We start from the raw sequence: 18,246 nt of genomic DNA, 5'->3' as shown, positions 1-18,246 counted from the left end.
GCTCATGGGTAATTTAGCAGACTTTTCTAGCCAAGGCTATCAAATCGAAAGAGAGCTAGGACAAAATCGCGCTGGGGGTCGAGTCACTTATCTGGCAACGAGTCTGGCAACGAGTACAAAAACCCAGCAGCACGTTGTGATTAAGCAGTTCCAGTTTGCCCAATCCGGTGCTAGTTGGTCAGACTATCAAGCTTACGAGCAAGAAATTCAACTATTGCGCTGTCTGAATCATTCCAGCATTCCCCAGTACCTCGATTCCTTTGAAACTCCCACTGGCTTTTGCCTGGTTCAAGAATATAAACCGGCTCCCTGTGTCTCTACATCGCGTCACTTTACCCCAGAGGAAGTCAAGCAAATTGCGGTTGCCCTGTTAGAAGTTTTAGTCTACTTACAACAGCAAAATCCCCCGATTATTCATCGAGATATTAAGCCGGAAAATATCTTAGTGGATGAACAATTGAAGGTTTACCTGGTAGATTTTGGCTTGGCTCGCATTGGAGGTGGAGAAGTCGCCGCCAGCAGCACCGTCAAAGGCACGTTGGGATTTATGCCGCCAGAACAGGTGTTCAATCGTCAACTCACCCAAGCATCTGACTTATATAGTCTCGGTGCAACGCTGGTTTGCTTGCTCACCCAAACCAAATCTACGGAAATTGGCAATTTAGTAGATGAAGCTTATCGGATCGATTTTAAGCAGATGGGGCCAAAACTGAATCCACAGTTTATCCGCTGGTTGGAAAAAATGACGGCACCCAACTGTAAAAATCGCTATCCCAATGCGGTCACTGCTCTGGAAGCACTCAAGCCGATTGATGTAGTCCGCCGTACCACAATTCCCAAGATTCTCCTGCGTCCTACAAAACAAGGCGTGCTGGCAGCTGTAGCATTGCTAACCCTAAGTTTTGTCACTCTCAACACCGTGACTCGTCTATTCCAAGAACATCAAATCACGCAGTTGAGAAAACAGCACCTTCGGCAGTTGCTCAAAACAAAACAGTGTCGAGGATGCGATTTAAGCGGTGCCAACTTAGCTGGAGCAAGTCTGAATGGTGCCGACTTAAGCGAAGCCAAGTTGATAAAAGCGAATCTGAAGGGTGCTGAACTCAGAAATGCGACGTTGAATCAGGCAAACCTCGCGGGTGTATCCCTAAGCAGTGCTGACCTGAGAGGAGCCAGTTTAGTTGAAGTGCAGTCAAGTTCCGGTCAATCAAGCCAGAGTGATTGTGCCGATTTTAAAGATGCCAACCTGAGCCAAGCCAACTTAAGTGAAGCCAATCTGGGATGTGCCTCCCTATACAACGCCAACCTGAGCAGTGCCGAACTCAGCGGTGCTGACTTAACAGGCGTTGACCTGAGGTATGGCAATTTGAGAGGAGCATCTCTGAAACTGGTGCGCCTCAACACTGCTAATCTAGGCAGCGCCAGCCTCACAGATGCTAACTTAAGCGGTGCTGACTTAGGGGGTGCTAACTTAAGGAACGCTAACTTAAGTAGTGCCAATCTCAATGATGCAGCTTTAGTGGGTGCAAGCTTATACGGTGCTGACCTCAGTGATGCCAATCTCAGTCATACCAACCTCAGTACAGGGAATCTGAAGGAGGTCAACCTCAGTGGTGCCAACCTCAGCGGTGCCAATCTCAAAGATGCAAACTTCAGCTTGAGTCAGCTATTGGGTGCCAATTTAATCGGTGTAAACCTAGAGTCGGCTGATTTGAGTTTTGCTAAGCTGAGTGACACCAACCTCAGCCGCGCCAACCTAAAGTTCGCTAATTTGAGTTATGCCACTTTAACGCAGGCCAATCTGAGGGGTGCCAATCTCAACCAAGTGAATCTGAGTCAGGCGAACCTGAGCCAAGCGAACCTGGAGTATGCTGACCTGAGTTACGCTAACTTAAAACAGACTAACTTGAGCCGTGCCAACTTGAACCAGACCAAGCTGCACCAGACTGACCTGACAAACACAAGAATGCCCGATGGTAGCATTCACAAGTAATCAACATTTAAGTTGACTGAACCCATTACTTAAGCTCTGGATGCGCTGCCACAGAAGGCGGGGGAGTCACCATCTGGTTAATCGTAGAAATCATCTGGTACAAGCGCCCCAAATCCCGTTGGTTGAAGTACAAAACCAGACGAGGCAAATCCAATGTTTCATCGACTGCTTCTTGAGGTAATGCCTGAGTTTTTTCAATTCTTCCCTTCACCAAGATGTCGCTGAAATCAGCATTCAGCTGTTCAACCGCTGCATCCGATATTTCCGACTTAAGACGCAGAACAAATTTATCCTCAACATAACGGCTGGAGTGATAAACCCGGTAAAAGCGATTGATCGCTTCACAAGCGACATCTAAGTTATCTGTAATGGTATACAGGTTTGGATCGTCATGACTCACTAAACCGGGTTCGACTAAATGCTTGCGAACATAAGCATCCCAGGACGACCAGTAATCGCCGCCAGGACGGTCAATTAAGACCATCGGCACAGGACCATATCTTCCCGTCTGGCAAAGCGTCAAACACTCCAAGGCTTCATCCTGGGTACCAAAGCCACCGGGAAAGAGAGCGATCGCATCGCTTTCTCGCAGGAAAAACAGCTTCCGGGTGAAAAAATACTTAAAAGGAATCAGCTTGGGGTCGCCTTCAATAAACGGGTTTGCTCCCTGCTCAAAAGGTAGCTGAATATTCAAACCAAACGATTTTTCAGATCCAGCGCCTTCGTTTCCCGCCTGCATAATCCCCCCACCGGCACCCGTCATCACCATATAACCGAGCTGGGTGACACGGCGAGCAAACTCAACCGCCATGAGGTATTCGGGACTATCAGACGCAAGGCGAGCCGAACCAAAAATCGTTACTTTGCGGACGTGTCGATAAGGATAAAAAACTTGAAATGCCCGCTCCATATCTTGCATAGAAGCGCTCAAGATTTTCCAGTCCAGCCGGTCGATTTCCTCCCCAGCCAGTCGCACCAGCACTGACAGCGCCCGTTGTATCCATTTTCCGTGTTTCAGGTTCGGTAGCTGGTGAATTAGATCGGCTACGTCTGATTGCAGTGACTCAAGGGCATTAGAAGGAGGAGTGATGGTCATAATTTATGCAAGCACCAGCGGCACTCTATTCTAACGGGATTCGCCCCAGCATCGCCGCTACTGGTATCATCCTATACGATTTTCTCCCCAACCGGCTTTCAGCGCCTGTCTAACAGAAAGGTTGAAGCTTCCATTAAGGGGGCGGAACTCCTCAAAAAAACCCGTTTTCTACAAGAAAACGGGTTTTTTCAGATCGTGCATATCTTTCGTTATTTAAAACAACCTACTGAATGGTTCAAGAAGGCGAGTAAAAAAGACAAATGACAAGCAGAACTGTCAACTCAACTTAGAGAGTCTGGGTTGATAAGCAGCGATTTCCCGCAAAAATAGGTAACTATGCTGACGGTTTATCCATTCTTGCTGGGAAAAAGTTGGTTAGAGATACTTTTCCAAAGTATTTGCCAAAGTGGTTTTGGGAACCGCTCCCACCACCATATCCACCCGTTGACCGCCTTTAAAAATCATGAGCGTGGGAATGCTGCGAATCCCATACTGGCTGGCAACGTTAGGGTTTTCATCGGTATTGAGTTTGACTACTTTTACTTGACCGTCGTACTGCTGGGCAATTTCATCCACCACAGGCGCAACCATCCGGCAAGGTCCGCACCAGGGTGCCCAGAAATCTACTAGAACGGGAACTTCACTGTCAAGTACTTCTTGTTTAAACGAAGCGTCTGTAACTTGTGCGGCTGATGACATGCCTAGAAATCCTTAAGCGTAACAGTTTCTAATTTTTAGCAAATTCTACCATAGGCAAAACAGACATTTTCTGACTCAAAAGGTATACATTTAGACATAATTGACGAGTCAGTGGGTTTGACTGCTGGCTGGCTGGCGGTGATTTTAACCCCAAAAAAGGAACCGCCCGAACAGTAGTCCGGGCGGAGTGTGGTGTGAGGAGTGAACGGAAACATTCGTCTCCGCTTTCTCTATTCTAAGCGACAGCTTTAGATTTTCCAGCCCTCTAAGCAGGAGTCCGGAATTTCTTAAGGAACGCAAATGAGTCAGTGAGTTTATTTACCCATTCCCAACTGCTGTGCTTTCTGGTAGACCTTCCCTTCGGTCAGCAAAGAGGGTGCGATAACGACTTCAACTTGCTGCATCTCCTTGATATCTTTGGCTCCCAGCGTGCCCATACTGGTTCTCAAGGCTCCCAGCAGGTTATGGGTGCCATCATCCAGACCAGCGGGGCCGCGCAGGATTTGTTCGCACGTTCCCGTCGTGCCGACGCGAATGCGTGTACCACGAGGGAGAACGGGGCTAGGTGTTGCCATCCCCCAATGATACCCCCGTCCGGGTGCTTCTTTGGCTCTGGCAAACGGAGAACCAATCATCACGCCGTCAGCACCGCAGGCAAGCGACTTGCAGATATCGCCGCCAGTGATTAAACCGCCATCGGCAATCACGGGGACATAGTTGCCGGTTTCGTGGAAATAGTCATCGCGAGCGGCTGCACAGTCGGCAACCGCGGTTGCTTGGGGAATCCCTACTCCCAAAACGCCGCGAGAGGTACAAGCGGCACCGGGACCAATCCCCACCAGCACGCCAGCCGCACCCGCCTTCATTAAGTTCAGCGTCACGTCGTAGGTGACGCAGTTCCCTAAAATGACCGGGATGGGCATTTCTTGACAGAAGTGAGCCAAATCCAGGGGGGTCACTGACTCAGGCGAGAGGTGAGCGGTGGAAACCACCGTCGCTTGCACAAAGAACAAGTCTGCACCCGCTTTTGCCACCGCTGCGCCGTACTTTGTCGCTCCCGCTGGTGTGGCGCTGACGGCTGCGATGCCGCCTTGTTGCTTAATTTCTTGAATCCGTCGTTCGATTAATTCTTCCTTAACGGGTTCTGCATAGAGTTCTTGCATCAGCGCGACAAACTCTTCTTTGCCCACAGAGGCGATGCGATCTAAAATCGGCTCTGGGTTTTCATAGCGAGTTTGAATTCCTTCTAAGTTGAGGACGCCTAATGCCCCCAGTTGAGAGAGTAAAACTGCCATGCGGACATCTACTACCCCATCCATCGCACTGGCAATAATCGGTATTTCTCGCTCGATGCCGCCGATGCGCCAGCGGGTATCTGCCAAACTGGGGTCTAGTGTCCGATTTCCAGGCACTAGCGCGATTTCATCGATGCCATAAGCTCGGCGAGCTGTCTTACCCCGCCCAATTTGAATGTCCACTCTTAACTTCCCGTTCCCAAGACTATTTAAGTTAGAGTATCAAATTCAATGAGGAATTTGTTCTGGGCGGAGGGTCAAGTTAGGTTGGGCGAGCGCGATCACAGCTAGACAAACGAAATCCGACGAGAGCGGGCTGTGGGAGCGATCGCATCTTTGAGCAAGGATTAAAGGAAGTAGGGGCGAGCGCATCCTTGGCTCAGGTTCAGTTGCAGCGGGGCGTGATCGCATCAGATTTTTTGCAAATGTTTGAAAATTCTTTCCCTTAGCTCAGGATTCTCACACTCAATAGAAATTCCTGCCATAGAATCCCAGGCTATTATCAGTAAATTGTCCTCAATCTTGAGGTCAATATAGATTTGATCGAGTCCAACTAATTCGTCAGTTTTTATAGCGGAAAAAGTTGCCACAATAGTTGCTTCTATTTTAGCAAGGCAGGAAACGTTTTCATCTTCATCGACGACTATTATAATTACATCATCAGACCTTATGTAATGTGTAACTTGTCTAACCTTCATAGTATTTAATTTTATTCTAAACCAAATTTTTTATTGTATTCGGCATTTGTTTTTGTGGCACTTTCGATGATTTTTTCCCAAGTTTTATTTTGTACGGTTCGGAAATAGTCGATAGTTGGACCCAACTCGTCACCATACAGTTGAAGGTTTCGCCTGTAAATTTCTTCTCGTTCTTTAGGGGGTGTTAGCTTTTTATATTTTACCCCTATTTCTCGCCGTCGCCTATGTACCTCAATAGCTATTTCTTCGTTAGTTCTGCCAGCCGCCTGAAGTTCTTCTACTATCGATGATAGAGCCTGCACTTCCCCTACGTAAGCGGATCGAAGCTGCCTAAGTTCTGATTCATCAGGCTCTTGGCTATTGGAAGAGTCATTAGTCATGATGGTATTCTTTGATTCCAGCATAAGTTTAGTTAGTAGCGATGACTAAGAGAGCGCCATGGTCATTGAAATTGGGGCTATAGAAAGAAAACCCGGACGGTATGCGGGTTAGGAAGATGAGGGTGCGAGCACGTTATTGAGCATTCCAAATAAGAAATTGATCGCAGGCTCTTGTTAGGTAGTCATAGGTAATTTACTTTTTCGTTATTTTCTCTTTGCCTCACTCTCGGTTTGGTGGGGCAATTTATTTTATTATCTGCACACATTTCCTTGGCATGGGTAAAATTAGATCACTTCTTCATTAATTTTGTAATTTCTTTGGGATCACTGCAAATAAAGTCGGTTTTGGTTACAATCTTCATGTTTTAGGAGACTGTAAAAAGAGAGAATAATTGCTGTATCCAGTAATATTGGTAGAGTCTTCACACTCTAGAAAATAAGTAAACGTTGAAAAAAACAACCATAAAACCGTAGATTTTAGGTCAACAAGTGTTAAAAAAAGCGAAATTTTAGAAGAGGTTAAATCAACGAAAATGTTGCAAGATTTGGGGAACAGTTGACTGCATCACCTCAAAATTTTTCACTAATGGCTGAAATAATTTCAGCCACTGATGATTCTAAAAAAATATTCACTTTCCTGAAGATAAGTCAATATCTACAATACGACTGTCAAAAAGTCTGACTAATATTGCCTAAAAGTAAGGGGATTGTCGGAATTAATTAATAGCAAAGATTTTTATTTACTACGGGTGAAGTGGTTAGCACTCAAAAGGTTTTACAAAGTTTTAACGTGGCGGTTGATGAATTATTGGCTTGAGGTGATGGAACGCGATAGCGAAGCGCTGACTTGTCAGTTCGCATCTCTCCACAAAAGCGCGAGCGCTCCTCTATGGAGAGTCATTAGTAGGGAAGAGTCAAGTTATACTTAAAAATAAAGGAAGATGAACTAAAATGATAAGTTCAATCATTGAATCAACCGAGGCAAAAGTTAGCGAATCTACCCACATTTCTCTAGAGGAATGGATGCAAAGTCCACCTGATAATACAGAATGGGTGGATGGGCAATTAATAGAGAAAAAGGGCATAACAGCAAAGACTGGGCGGATTCAATCAAGACTCTCTTTTTACTGGAGAAGTTACATAATTTCCAACGGACAAGGCGGAGAAGTTTACACAGAAACATCTTGCCGTACTGTAGGACGAGGGCGTTGTCCTGATGTCTCCTACCTGATACCAGAACTTGTCGTACAATTTGGCGAATTTACCGTACTCCCCCAGAGTTTCTCGCTAATTGCTGAAATAATCTCTCCTACTGATGATGCTGAAGAAGTATTTACGAAGGTAAATGAATATCTACAATCCGGTTGTCAAGAAGTCTGGCTAGTATTACCTGAAAGTAAGTGGATTGTCGTAATTACTCAAGAGCAAAGATTTTTATTTACCACGGGTGAAGTGGTTAGCACTCAAAAGGTTTTACAAGGTTTTAACGTGGCGGTTGATGAATTATTGGCTTGAGGTGATGGAACGCGATCGCGCTCACGCGAAGCGAGGCGTTAGCCTAGCGCTGACTTGTCAGTTCGCGCTTTTGTGGAGAGATGCGAACTGACAAGTCAGCGCTTCGCGATCGCATTCTCAAAAAAGCGCTCAGCACCGATTATTTTGTTCAAAGTTCACATCGTTAATGCGCCGCAGTATTTTGTCATCCTTACTCAGTACCCGCATTTGGCAAGAATGATTAGCTCCTGGTGATATTAGGACAAAAACACCGTTAGCGGCTTCGTCGCGCAGAATCTTCCCGTTATCAAAGGTTATTTCGACAGCAGCAACTTTTGGCGAGAGTAGCTTACCGTAAGTGAGGGCGTAAGTCTCACCTTTATTATTCGAGTAGTTGCTGCTTCCATACCACACCAGCTCCTCTGGCGGTAACTGTGGGCGAGCCGTAAAGAATTCAGCGCTGTCATTACCAATCTGTTCCCAGCCCCTTCCTTTACTGACAAGTACGCTGTTACCAAATATCTGCGGCGACGCTTGCTTGCGATCGCTACTGGGGCAGATGGTGCTATAGAGTACCACTACACCCTGCGACCATTGGCGGGTACCCAGCACGCGAAAGTCCTGAGCTTGGGTTGTGGGAGAGGGACAGAGGTTGTTTTGGCGTACAACTTGTTCTGGGGTGGCTGCCACACGCTCAGAACTACAGCTAGAGGCGAAAAGCGCCAGCAACCCAATTAGGGGGAGCATTAACCGTCTCATTGTCGTGTGGCTGGATTCGCCAGGGTAAGAATTCCATTCAAACTTGGCTCAGCCGTGAGTGAGTGGCATCTTCCCAAAGTAGGGTGGCTATGCCAATACTTCTCAGACAAGAAGACCTAAACGCCTTCCCAATTACGGAAAAGAGACGCGATATATCGCGTCTTTACAGGAGAGGGGTTGGAAAGACGGGTTAACTAATTTGCATACCGTCTTGGTTGTTATTTTGGCTTGGCTTTTCTACTGAGGAAATCATAGCGGTGAGGGCTTCTGGCGGAATGCTGCCGTTGTTGCTGCGAACCAAATTACTAACTTGACCAATTAATGAGCCTAATTTGCCATCTTCAAGCAAGGTGTTAATTAAGGCTAAACCGCTGGTGGATAGTAACATTTTGTTAATGTCACCGGCACCGTTGCCGTTGCTGCCATTTGCGCCGGGGAAGGAGTAAATTCGGGCATCGCCGATAACTCCTGGTTGAGGTGCCAGTGCCTTAACAATTTCTGGTAGTTTATCGGCTAGATCGGGCCAAATTGTGGTGATAATCTTGGCAGTGAGGTTAGCGTCGCTAATTGTATTTTGGGCGGAAATTTGGGCTTGAATCCCTTCGGCTTCGGCTAAAGCTCTGTCGCGGTTAGCATCTGCTAGGGTGCGAATTGCTTCGGCTTCGAGTTCCGCTGCTTGTTGGGCAATTTCGGCTTGCCGCTTGCGCCGGAAAGCGTCAATTTCGACAACGTTGCGATCGCTAATACTCTTCTCTTGGGCTTCTCGTTCGGCGGCAATAATGGAAAGCTGTTTGTCCCGTTCGGCTTTCTCAACTGCACTTGCCGTTGTCACAGATGATTCTGCTCTCGCTTGTTGTGCCTCAGCGACAAAGCTTTCCCGTTTTTTGTTGGCGACTGCGATCGCTACCTCTTCTTGAGCAATTCTTGACAGTTTTTCAGACTCCGCTACCTGCACTTGCGCTTGCAATTTCGAGGATTCTACTGTCTGTAGACGAATAATTTCCGCCATTTCTGCTTCTTGTTTTTGCAGTGTTTGCGCCACTTTGAGTTGTTTATTGCGTTCCTCTAGGGAAATATCTGCCTCAATTTGGCTTTGTTGTACTGCCAGTTTTTTGTTAATTTCTTCCTCCTGAATGATGCGTTGACGGGTTATTTCCGCAACTTCCGCTTCTTGTTTTTGCAGTGCTTGCGCCACCTTGAGTTGTTTATTGCGTTCCTCTAGGGAAATATCTGCCTCAATTTGGCTTTGTTGCACCCCCAATTTCTTGCGAATTTCTTCTTCTTCAACGGATTTAAGCTGCAAAATCTTGGTACGCTGCACGGTTGCAGCTTCTCTGTCTTTCGATTCTTGTATTTCCCGCTGTTTTTGAGCTTTGAGTGCTTCTACTTGTAACTGTTGCTCTTGTTTGGCGTTTTCTTTTTCTTGCTCGATTTGGAGCGATCGCTTTTGGGCATCCAGTTCTTTCTGCTCAATGGTAACTTGAGTGGTTAATTCAACTTCTCGTTTTTGTTGAATCGAGCGTTGAATTGTTTCAGTCCGCAGTCGCACGCCTTGAGCATCGAAGAAGTTATTCGTATCGTAGGTATCGCTTTCTTCTATTTCTGAAATTGCAATATTGTTTAGCGTCAAACCTACTTTTTTCAAATCTTGCTGAACCAGATTTAAAACGGCATCAGCAAACCCAATCTTATCTGAATCGATTTCAGCTAAACTCTTATTTTTCGCCGCTGCTCGAATCGCATCATCTGCGCGTTTTTCCAGAGCATCTTTAATATCTTCCGGCGTAATTTTTCCAGCTCTAGATAGCCTAGCCGCTGCCGTTAAAACATCTTGTTCGTCGGCATTGATGCAGACATAGAAAGTCACCCGCATATTTGCCCGGAGGTAATCTTGAGTACGAACAGCCAGCTTCCCGGTGCGCTCAACGTCAATCGAAATTTCCCGCAAAGGTACGCGGGTAAGCTGATGAAAGCCAGGTAAAACAACGCAACCACCATAGAGGATAACGGATTTACTTTTAATAAAAACTCCGCCTGTCCTCACAAAAGCTTCGTTGTTGGGTGTAACAACATAAACTCGCGTATATGCCCAAATGCTAAATAGCAGTAATAAAACCAAAGCCCCAATAATTCCTGGGAAGACAATCCCACTTCCCAGTTGGGCAATCGTTGGTTGTATCGGGGCAGGCAGGGTTTGAGCGATTAAAGTAGACTCATTTTTGGGTAAATTTGCCTCGGTTTGCCATTGTTGCTCCGAGAGTTCAGATGTGGTAGCAATTGGTAATGATTGAATGAAGGTAAGCCAAAATAGCATAATTTTGAAGAAGTTGATTGTTTGCTGTTAGTTTCTCTAACAATTGGAAGTTTCGGCTATACAGATGAAACCTATCTACCTAGGCAAATTGAAATTCTAAATTCAGGGTTAGTGTAAGCGCGTAGATAGACTTTGCTTGAATCGCGGTGAATCCTATTTTTTAGAGATTTCCTACTTGATTTTGTGTGCATTTTCTAGCCAATGTTCTTGATCGGGACTATCTTTGGCGACGACTAAATAGTGGTGTTCCAAACGTTCAATGACTAAGACTTTTTCATTGCGACGCGGGAGAACAGTTGCCCAATCAGGCAAAGTAGCGCTGACGGTGACAAGATTTCGCGCTGAATCGATGACATCTACCTGACCAATTTTGCCTCTGTGTTTATGGGGAATAAAGGCAGAACTTACCGTACCGAAACAACCAATTAAGCGATCGCTACTGGCATCTTCCCCAAAGGCAGCAAAGATTTTTCCCAGAGGTCGAGAAATCAACCCCCCTAGAAACAAGCTGATTGCCATTGAACTTAATAACACCACTCCCCCTAACCCAAAAAAACGGTAGGGGATGCCACCTGTGAGGCTACCAACCCAAACATTGAGCATCCAGCCGATGACACCCCAAAGGCTAAAGTCAGTTCCTAATAATAGGATTAGCGGCGCTTTGCCAATGCCCAACCATCCCAAAATTTCCAAGGAGTTGAAGCTACCATCCGTGTCGGTGTCTACGTCTATAACATCTACGTCGGTATCTATGTCAGCGTCTATGTCGGCATCTACGTCGGAGTCTCCTCCACCGGAAACAATCACCAATAGGAATAAAAGGACTCCCATCCCTAGAAACATCCAGTAGGGTAGGTTGGCTGAATTAAACAGCATGAATGCCTAGTGTCCTTAATTGAGTTAGAAATTCCATCGTTTCAAGACTTACGCAAGAAAGTCCTTAATAGAGAAGTTCGTCTTTGCGCTTCATCGATTAATTAAACTGACTGCACTTAGATCATCTCAGAGCGTTATTGGCGATTCAGCTCACTCTTTGGCTCACTCTTTGGCTCAGTTGTTGGCTCAGTTTGCCTGAAGTTGAAACTCTTGGTTTCATCAAATGTAGGTAATCCCTCGCCTCGATCAAACGGCTTTCTTAAACCTGCACATCGCGTGAACTGAGATAAAACATCACTAGCCTAGCCGCCATTCCTGAAAAACCGGAAAAAAGATAACTTTTTTTAATTTGTATTCTCTATAAAGAGAATTTTGGAGTTAAGTTCAAGTGAGCTTATAAATAACATCCTCCTAGAGGCAGAGTTTAAGAGCAATAAACTTCACTAAAGGGATAGAGGTAAGCAGCTAAAGCCTGTTTTAGGTTGAAGCAATTATCTTCATCAGGAACGCAAATGTCTGCATCTACCAACAAGTCAGCGCTGGCTTGCTATTTCACAGTGATGCAAATGCCGATGAGGCAGCGCGACTTGCAAGCACTCACTGAAATATTTGATGATTTTGACACAGAGGAGCTGATGCACTTGGAAGCGATCGCTCCCTTAGAGTCAGCCGGAGTTCTGGAACCTTGGGAGGAAACTGGGTGGGCTACACTTACCGAAAGCCAGTATGAGATGGAAGGTGCCTTTGCGTAAAGAAAGCGGTGCTGGCGGATGTTTGTTCTCGTGCGGTCAGTTAATCAGAGCTTAAAATTAATATAGATAAGCACTTGAATATTTAGATATAGCTTTTAAGCTTTGATTCAATCTGAGACCTTAGAATTACTCGAATGGCCCCGCCTGTGTCAGCATTTGTCTACCTTTGCTGCCACGAAGTTGGGCGCGATCGCTGCCAATCATCTGCAAATCCCAGCGACTCAGTCAGAGAGCCTGCAACTAATCGCCCAAACTCAGGAAATTTACCAGTTGGAGAATCGTCTTTCTCCAGGGTTGAGTTTTGAAGGAATTCAGGATATCGGAGATTCTCTGGAGCGGGCGGAACTTCAAGGAATTTTAGCAGGGGAAGAGTTGCTAGCGATCGCGACCACCTTAGTTGGAGTTAGGCGTCTGCGGCGCATTATTGACGATCAAGAAGATGTGCCAGTGCTGAAAGAGCTGGTTGCCGATATCCGCACCTATCCAGAATTAGAGCAGGAAATTAACCACTGTATCGATGAGCGGGGAGACGTAGCTGATAGGGCGAGTGCCAAATTGGGCGGGATTCGCATCCAACTGCGGCAGCTACGCGGTCGCATTTATCAGATATTGCAGGGGATCTTGCAGCGCCAAGCCAATGCAGTCCAGGAACAGACGATCAAACAGCGGGGCGATCGCTTCGTGATCCCCGTCAAAGCACCGCAAAAAGACGCCATTCCCGGCATCGTCCACGACACTTCCGGTAGCGGCGCGACGCTATTTATCGAACCGAACGCGATCGTGCAATTGGGAAATCAATTGCGGCAGTTGCGGCGTCAAGAACAAGTGGAAGAAGAAGCCATCCGCCAAGCGTTGACGGTACAAGTGGCAGCCGTGAAACCAGATTTAGAGCAGTTGTTGGCAGTGGCGACGACTTTGGATTTGGCAGCTGCTAGGGCAAGATACAGCTATTGGTTAGAAGCAAATCCTCCCAGATTTATCGAACGCACCCCGCCAGAAAAGCCAGGGAACCCGGAAGAGGCGTTGGGAGAATCCCCAGCCGAGACTCGAAAATCGAAAATCGAAAATTCCATCACCCTGCGCCAGTTGCGCCATCCTTTATTGGTTTGGCAGCAGCGACACGAAAACGGGGGTGCCGTCGTGCCCGTAGATTTACTGGTTCAGCCGGAGATTCGGGTCGTAACGATTACCGGGCCGAATACTGGCGGCAAAACCGTCACCCTAAAAACTTTGGGATTAGCCGCACTAATGGCAAAGGTGGGGTTATTTGTCCCGGCGCGGGAGCCGGTAGAATTGCCTTGGTTTGATTTGGTGCTGGCGGATATTGGCGACGAACAATCTTTAGAGCAGAGTTTATCGACTTTTTCCGGGCATATTCGTCGCATCAGCCGAATTACCGAGGGAATGACCCCAAATTCCCTTGTTTTGCTAGATGAAGTGGGAGCGGGAACCGATCCGGCAGAAGGGAGTGCTTTAGCGATCGCGCTTTTACAATATCTGGCAGACCATGCCAATCTCAGCATTGCAACCACTCACTTCGGCGAACTCAAAGCGCTCAAATATGAAGACGAACGCTTTGAAAATGCCTCGGTAGAATTTGACGATCGAACCCTCAGCCCCACTTATCGCCTGTTGTGGGGAATTCCGGGACGTTCTAACGCCCTGACGATTGCGCGACGCTTGGGATTGAAGGGGGAAATTGTCGAACAAGCGCAAACTTATGTGGGTGGCGCTTCAGAAGACATCAACCAAGTGATTGCTGGACTGGAAGCCCAACGGCGCAATCAAGAAACTAAAGCCCAAGAAGCCAGTCAGTTGTTGCAGCAAGCAGAGCGTTTTTATCAGGAGGTGTCGAGAAAAGCCGCCGCTTTGCAGGAACGGGAACAGCAGCTCAAACTGTCCCAGGAACGCGCTGTGCAGGAAGCCCTGATTCAAGCCAAAGGAGAAATCGCCCAAGTCATTCGGCGGTTGCAGCAAGGTCCAGCTACCGCTCAAGATGCCCAAAGTGCAACCAACGCCTTGAATGAAATTGCCGAACGTCATCTGTTGCCCTCGCCGCCCCCCAAACCCAAGCCGGGATTTAAACCAAAAACAGGCGATCGCGTCCGGATTCCCCGCCTAGGACAAACCGCCGAAGTGCTGAGCAATCCCGACGCAGAGGGTCAGATGAGCGTGCGATTTGGGTTAATGAAAATGACCGTCTCCCTCGAAGATATCGAATCTTTGGACGGTCAAAAACCCGATCCCATCGCCAAAGCAAAACCGGCGGCGACTCCAAAAGAGCCACCCGCACCTCCCAAACCGCAACCCACAATTCGCACCTCCAAAAATACCGTCGATATTCGGGGGAGTCGAGTGCCGGATGCCGAGATGGCATTAGAGAAAGCGATCGCCCAAGCAATGGATGCAGGCTGTTTGTGGATTATCCACGGAAAGGGAACCGGAAGGCTGCGAGACGGGGTTCACGAATTCTTGAAACAGCATCCTCTCATCGAGCGTTTTGAATTAGCTGGCACTCCAGAAGGTGGCACGGGGGTCACAATCGCCTATATTAAGTAGCGAATTACTAATGGCGAATTGTTTAAAAACAGTCAGCCATTCGCCATGAGCGACGACAGGAAACTTACTTAAAACCGCGATAGTCTGGTTTCAAGACTCGTAACGGCGAAGTTATTACCAGTTGCGTCACCTAAGCTAAAAATATGCCCTCCATCGTGAAGACACCAACGACGCCAACCCCCCGCTGGGAGGATTTACCCCTTGCTTCCGCGCCAGATCCCGTACAGTTGGACAATATCAAAGCCCAACTGGATTTAATTTTATTGGCGCTCGAAGCATTGGCAGGCATCGGTTCCGACGCGATACTCCAAGCCGCAGCTCAATTGAATTTAGAGTCAATGGTGGCAGATCGGGTGGCTTTGTGGCGATTGCGCCAGTCTAACCCCATGCGGAAGAGTTCGGGAGGGCGGAAGAAGTTAGATGTGGAGGAAGCGCGATCGCTTGTTTTAATCGTCTGTCACCTTGCCGGACAGCAGCAAGAGCTAATCCGACGTGCCGTTGCCTTGCTCGAACAGCTAGCCGAGCAAAACCGGGAACCCCACGAAGCTTCTTTACTAGGAGATTATCTTGATGCCTTCAGCAACACTTACCAGGAACGCATGGAGGAAGAAGAAAATGTATCGTCCGACGCTTTGAGCCACTTGGCCTTGAAACTTCTGATCGATCTCCTGTTCTACAGTAGCCCCAATGGTCATCGGCGTCTCTGGTTAGCACTTTTGGATCGCGCCCGCTAGCAATTCACACTTAGCAATTAGCAATCCTCTGAATTAGCAAAATGGTTTTGCGACGCTTTACACCCCCCACCTGCACGTTGGAAATCCAGGCGAAAGATTCGCCCCTGTCTCGCTGGGCAGGACAACCCGTGCTGAAGCATCTACGATTTGAGCTAAGCTTTGACGATCCGCGACAGCCAGAAGATCAACGAGTGACGATCCGCGGAAATCGCGCTCAATTAGAAAGCCTTTGCGAAGCCGTTAGCGTTTACGTGCAGGACTTCCTTCAGCAATCCCCGCGATCGCAGCCGGTGGCGCATCAAATGCCCGTAGGCGAGCCGATGATGGCTGCTGCTGCCCCCGCCCAAGCGGCAACCATTCTTTCGCCGCCTGAATCCCCCACTCCTCAAACCTTTGTCCCTTATATACAACCGAGGGGACTTTTGTCCCACGACCTATTTTTGGGGCATTTGGCGACGGAAGAAACGGGACCTGTCGTAACGCTGAGTGCGCTGCAACTGTTCGACTTAGCTACGGCTTTGGATGAATACAATGCTGAATTGGTGGCGTTGCCTCCCCTCAAACGCACCCAGTGGTTGAAAAATCCGCCCATCTGGACCCGGACGGCAGCCATCTTTCTGTTAGGGGTGGGGATAACAGCAGCCACGCTGAAGCTAATGCAGCCTAGTCCCACTATCATCTCCTCTGCACCGGCACCCACACCATTACCCACTACCCCGGCACCAGTGCCCGGTACCGAGGTGTTGCCGGTTCCAATAACGCCGACTCCAACGACGGGAGTGCCGACGCCTCCTCCTTTGTCTTCCCCATCGCCGACGCCGACGGGGTCTCCTTCGTCAATTTTGTTATCTCCGGCTCCTGTGACCACGCCGACACCCTTCAGTGCCAAAAGCCCAGGGGTCGTCGTTGTTCCTCGGAATCCCCCTGGAAATTCCAACCCCGTTTTCAGCAATCTGCCCCCGATTCAACAACGTTCTGCCCCAGAGGGAAGAGCCATTTTCCAGCCCCCTCCTCCCAGTAACTTCCCGCCCATCCCCAAACCCCCGGCTGAACAGCCAAAGCAGGCGATTCGCAATAATCTCCCGTTTGAGCCGCTCCCCAGTAGCGGTGGGGTGAGTGCGCCCCGAATCGGGCAATCAGCTCCTGCTCCTGGTTCCATCGCCTCAAGTTCTGAGGGTGCAAACCAGTCTGCATCCCCCAATGCCCCCGGCATTCCTGCCGCGCCTCCCCCGCTTCCCAATCTGCCGTCGCTTGCCAGCCTTCCTGCGGAAAGCTCGGCTGCAAATAACAGCGATCTGAGTCCCGGTGCGACTCGCGGCAGCGTTGCCCCACCGGCAGCGAAACGCGGCAGCGAATCTGGAAGCGATCGCGCCCAGAATGACCGGCTATTTGACACGATTCCTCAAGTCGCACAAGTGCGGGACTATTTCCAACAGCAATGGAAACCGCCCGCCGATCTGACACAGCCGCTGCAATACTATCTCCGGCTGAATCCGGATGGCTCCATCGAGCGCATTCGCCCCTTAGGAGAAGCGTCAGTCAAGTATATTGACCGTACCGGGATGCCAGTACCGGGGAAACCGTTTGTTTCTCCCATCGAAGGTGAGCGTAACGCCCACATCCGGGTAGTTCTTAGCCCTGATGGCAAAGTGGAAACGTTTCAGGAACCTTAAGCGGGTTGTCGAGCGAGAAAAATAGAATTCTTGAGAAACCGGGTTTTATAAAACCCGGTTTTTTTGTTTTCTAGCAAATTAATCTAGCAGTTCTCGATGAGAGGCAGTAGGGTTTGACCCCACCCCTGCCCCTCACCTCTGCTAGCTACCGTGTATACATAAGTCGCCCTGAAACAATCTGAATCGCATCAAAGAGCGCAAAATGATGGAGAATCCGCTCCTTATCCATGCCCAACAGTTCAAAGGAGCAGCGTTTGGAGACCGACGCCTGCAAAAAAGGGGGCATCATTGTACGAGGCCATCTGTGAGCATCAATCGGTAAACATTCGCCAGATCAGTCGAGACTGGGCACAACAGATGGGATACTACCGCTTTTTAGAGAATCAGCAAGTGAGTCTGAGCGAGTTAGCCAAAAGTTTGTCCGCTCACTGCCAGCAACAAGTGGAAGGACTGCATGTGCTGGCAGTTAGTGATAGCAGTGAGATTAACTTAACCTGAGTTCGGGATAAGGAAGGGGCAAAACAGGTAGGGTGAAAGTGCTAACTTCTCATCCATCTGAATTACCCCATGCTTAGTCTAGAAGAACTATTTTGCTGTGTCGACGACTTCTGCCAAAGCTTTGAACCGCAGTGGGAGCGCCAACTGCTTGGGCATGGATTACAGCTACGCAAACGAGAGCGGAGCCTACGCCTGAGCTTTCATCATGACCATTCTGATTGCCTTTCACCAGTCCTGCTACCGGAATTTCAAAACCTACTATCAACAGAAGGTGCAGACCCAGTGGTCGGCAGAGTTTCCAGCACTGGTGAGCTACAACCGATTTATCGAGTGGATACCCAGCACGTTGATACCGCTTTGTGCGTATCTGCGCTCCTGTTTTGGCAGCTGTAGCGGTATCAGTTTTCTGGATTCCACTAGCCTCAA

The 18,246-nt window shown here is 48.3% G+C and carries 15 protein-coding genes and 2 pseudogenes; 8 read left to right on the top strand and 9 right to left on the bottom strand.

Features of this window, described 5'->3' with window-relative positions:
* Positions 1 to 4 precede the first annotated feature (4 nt).
* A complete protein-coding gene (locus tag NC994_RS00085) occupies positions 5 to 1,993 on the top strand; it encodes a pentapeptide repeat-containing protein (RefSeq protein ID WP_190436032.1) in 1,989 nt (662 codons plus the stop codon).
* A gap of 25 nt (positions 1,994 to 2,018) precedes the next feature.
* Here the strand turns inward: NC994_RS00085 and NC994_RS00080 are convergent, their stop codons facing one another.
* The 6 genes from NC994_RS00080 to NC994_RS00055 all read right to left on the bottom strand — a co-directional run bounded on the left by NC994_RS00080 (position 2,019) and on the right by NC994_RS00055 (position 6,161).
* Entirely contained in the window at positions 2,019 to 3,089 is a 1,071-nt protein-coding gene (locus NC994_RS00080) for an LOG family protein (protein ID WP_190436029.1), read from the bottom strand.
* 375 nt (positions 3,090 to 3,464) lie between these two features.
* Positions 3,465 to 3,788 (bottom strand): thioredoxin, encoded by a 324-nt coding sequence (gene trxA, locus NC994_RS00075; RefSeq protein WP_190412216.1) that lies wholly within the window; start codon positions 3,786 to 3,788, stop codon positions 3,465 to 3,467.
* 314 nt (positions 3,789 to 4,102) lie between these two features.
* On the bottom strand, positions 4,103 to 5,266 hold the full coding sequence (locus tag NC994_RS00070) for a GuaB3 family IMP dehydrogenase-related protein (protein WP_190412217.1): 1,164 nt from the start codon (positions 5,264 to 5,266) through the stop codon (positions 4,103 to 4,105).
* A gap of 45 nt (positions 5,267 to 5,311) precedes the next feature.
* Positions 5,312 to 5,494: a hypothetical protein gene (locus NC994_RS00065; protein ID WP_190436026.1), complete on the bottom strand. Its 183-nt coding sequence runs from the start codon at positions 5,492 to 5,494 to the stop codon at positions 5,312 to 5,314.
* Positions 5,494 to 5,781 (bottom strand): hypothetical protein, encoded by a 288-nt coding sequence (locus NC994_RS00060; RefSeq protein ID WP_190436022.1) that lies wholly within the window; start codon positions 5,779 to 5,781, stop codon positions 5,494 to 5,496. Before NC994_RS00060 ends, NC994_RS00065 begins: the two co-directional genes overlap by 1 nt.
* Before the next feature lie 11 nt (positions 5,782 to 5,792).
* Entirely contained in the window at positions 5,793 to 6,161 is a 369-nt protein-coding gene (locus NC994_RS00055) for a hypothetical protein (protein ID WP_190436019.1), read from the bottom strand.
* Positions 6,162 to 7,112: 951 nt separating this feature from the next.
* On the opposite strand from NC994_RS00055, the gene NC994_RS00050 reads away from it, so the two are divergent.
* Positions 7,113 to 7,676, top strand: coding sequence for a Uma2 family endonuclease (locus NC994_RS00050; RefSeq protein WP_190436016.1), 564 nt, complete (start codon positions 7,113 to 7,115; stop codon positions 7,674 to 7,676).
* A gap of 129 nt (positions 7,677 to 7,805) precedes the next feature.
* Here NC994_RS00050 and NC994_RS00045 read toward each other — a convergent pair whose 3' ends face one another.
* From NC994_RS00045 to NC994_RS00035, 3 genes are all read right to left on the bottom strand, one after another.
* Entirely contained in the window at positions 7,806 to 8,414 is a 609-nt protein-coding gene (locus NC994_RS00045) for a hypothetical protein (protein ID WP_190436015.1), read from the bottom strand.
* Between the two features lie 190 nt (positions 8,415 to 8,604).
* Entirely contained in the window at positions 8,605 to 10,728 is a 2,124-nt protein-coding gene (locus tag NC994_RS00040; protein ID WP_190436012.1) for a flotillin domain-containing protein, read from the bottom strand.
* A 171-nt stretch (positions 10,729 to 10,899) separates the two neighbouring features.
* Positions 10,900 to 11,604, bottom strand: a complete 705-nt coding sequence (locus tag NC994_RS00035; RefSeq protein WP_190436009.1) for an OB-fold-containig protein — start codon at positions 11,602 to 11,604, stop codon at positions 10,900 to 10,902.
* Between the two features lie 512 nt (positions 11,605 to 12,116).
* On the opposite strand from NC994_RS00035, the gene NC994_RS00030 reads away from it, so the two are divergent.
* The 6 genes and pseudogenes from NC994_RS00030 to NC994_RS00005 form a co-directional block, all read left to right on the top strand.
* Positions 12,117 to 12,356, top strand: coding sequence for a hypothetical protein (locus NC994_RS00030; protein WP_190412221.1), 240 nt, complete (start codon positions 12,117 to 12,119; stop codon positions 12,354 to 12,356).
* A 102-nt stretch (positions 12,357 to 12,458) separates the two neighbouring features.
* Positions 12,459 to 14,915: an endonuclease MutS2 gene (locus NC994_RS00025; protein ID WP_190436007.1), complete on the top strand. Its 2,457-nt coding sequence runs from the start codon at positions 12,459 to 12,461 to the stop codon at positions 14,913 to 14,915.
* A 143-nt stretch (positions 14,916 to 15,058) separates the two neighbouring features.
* Complete coding sequence (locus tag NC994_RS00020) at positions 15,059 to 15,649, top strand: DUF3038 domain-containing protein (RefSeq protein WP_190412223.1); 591 nt, start codon at positions 15,059 to 15,061, stop codon at positions 15,647 to 15,649.
* 41 nt (positions 15,650 to 15,690) lie between these two features.
* Positions 15,691 to 17,322 (top strand): DUF4335 domain-containing protein, encoded by a 1,632-nt coding sequence (locus tag NC994_RS00015; protein WP_190436003.1) that lies wholly within the window; start codon positions 15,691 to 15,693, stop codon positions 17,320 to 17,322.
* Between the two features lie 300 nt (positions 17,323 to 17,622).
* A pseudogene (locus NC994_RS00010) lies at positions 17,623 to 17,814 on the top strand (IS4 family transposase); the annotation flags it as partial.
* Between the two features lie 75 nt (positions 17,815 to 17,889).
* Positions 17,890 to 18,246: pseudogene (locus NC994_RS00005) on the top strand (IS982 family transposase); the annotation flags it as partial.

Source organism: Trichocoleus sp. AS-A1 (assembly GCF_039962015.1).
Taxonomy (GTDB): Bacteria; Cyanobacteriota; Cyanobacteriia; order Cyanobacteriales; family FACHB-T130; genus FACHB-T130.
This window is presented reverse-complemented; position numbering and strand designations above follow the sequence as displayed.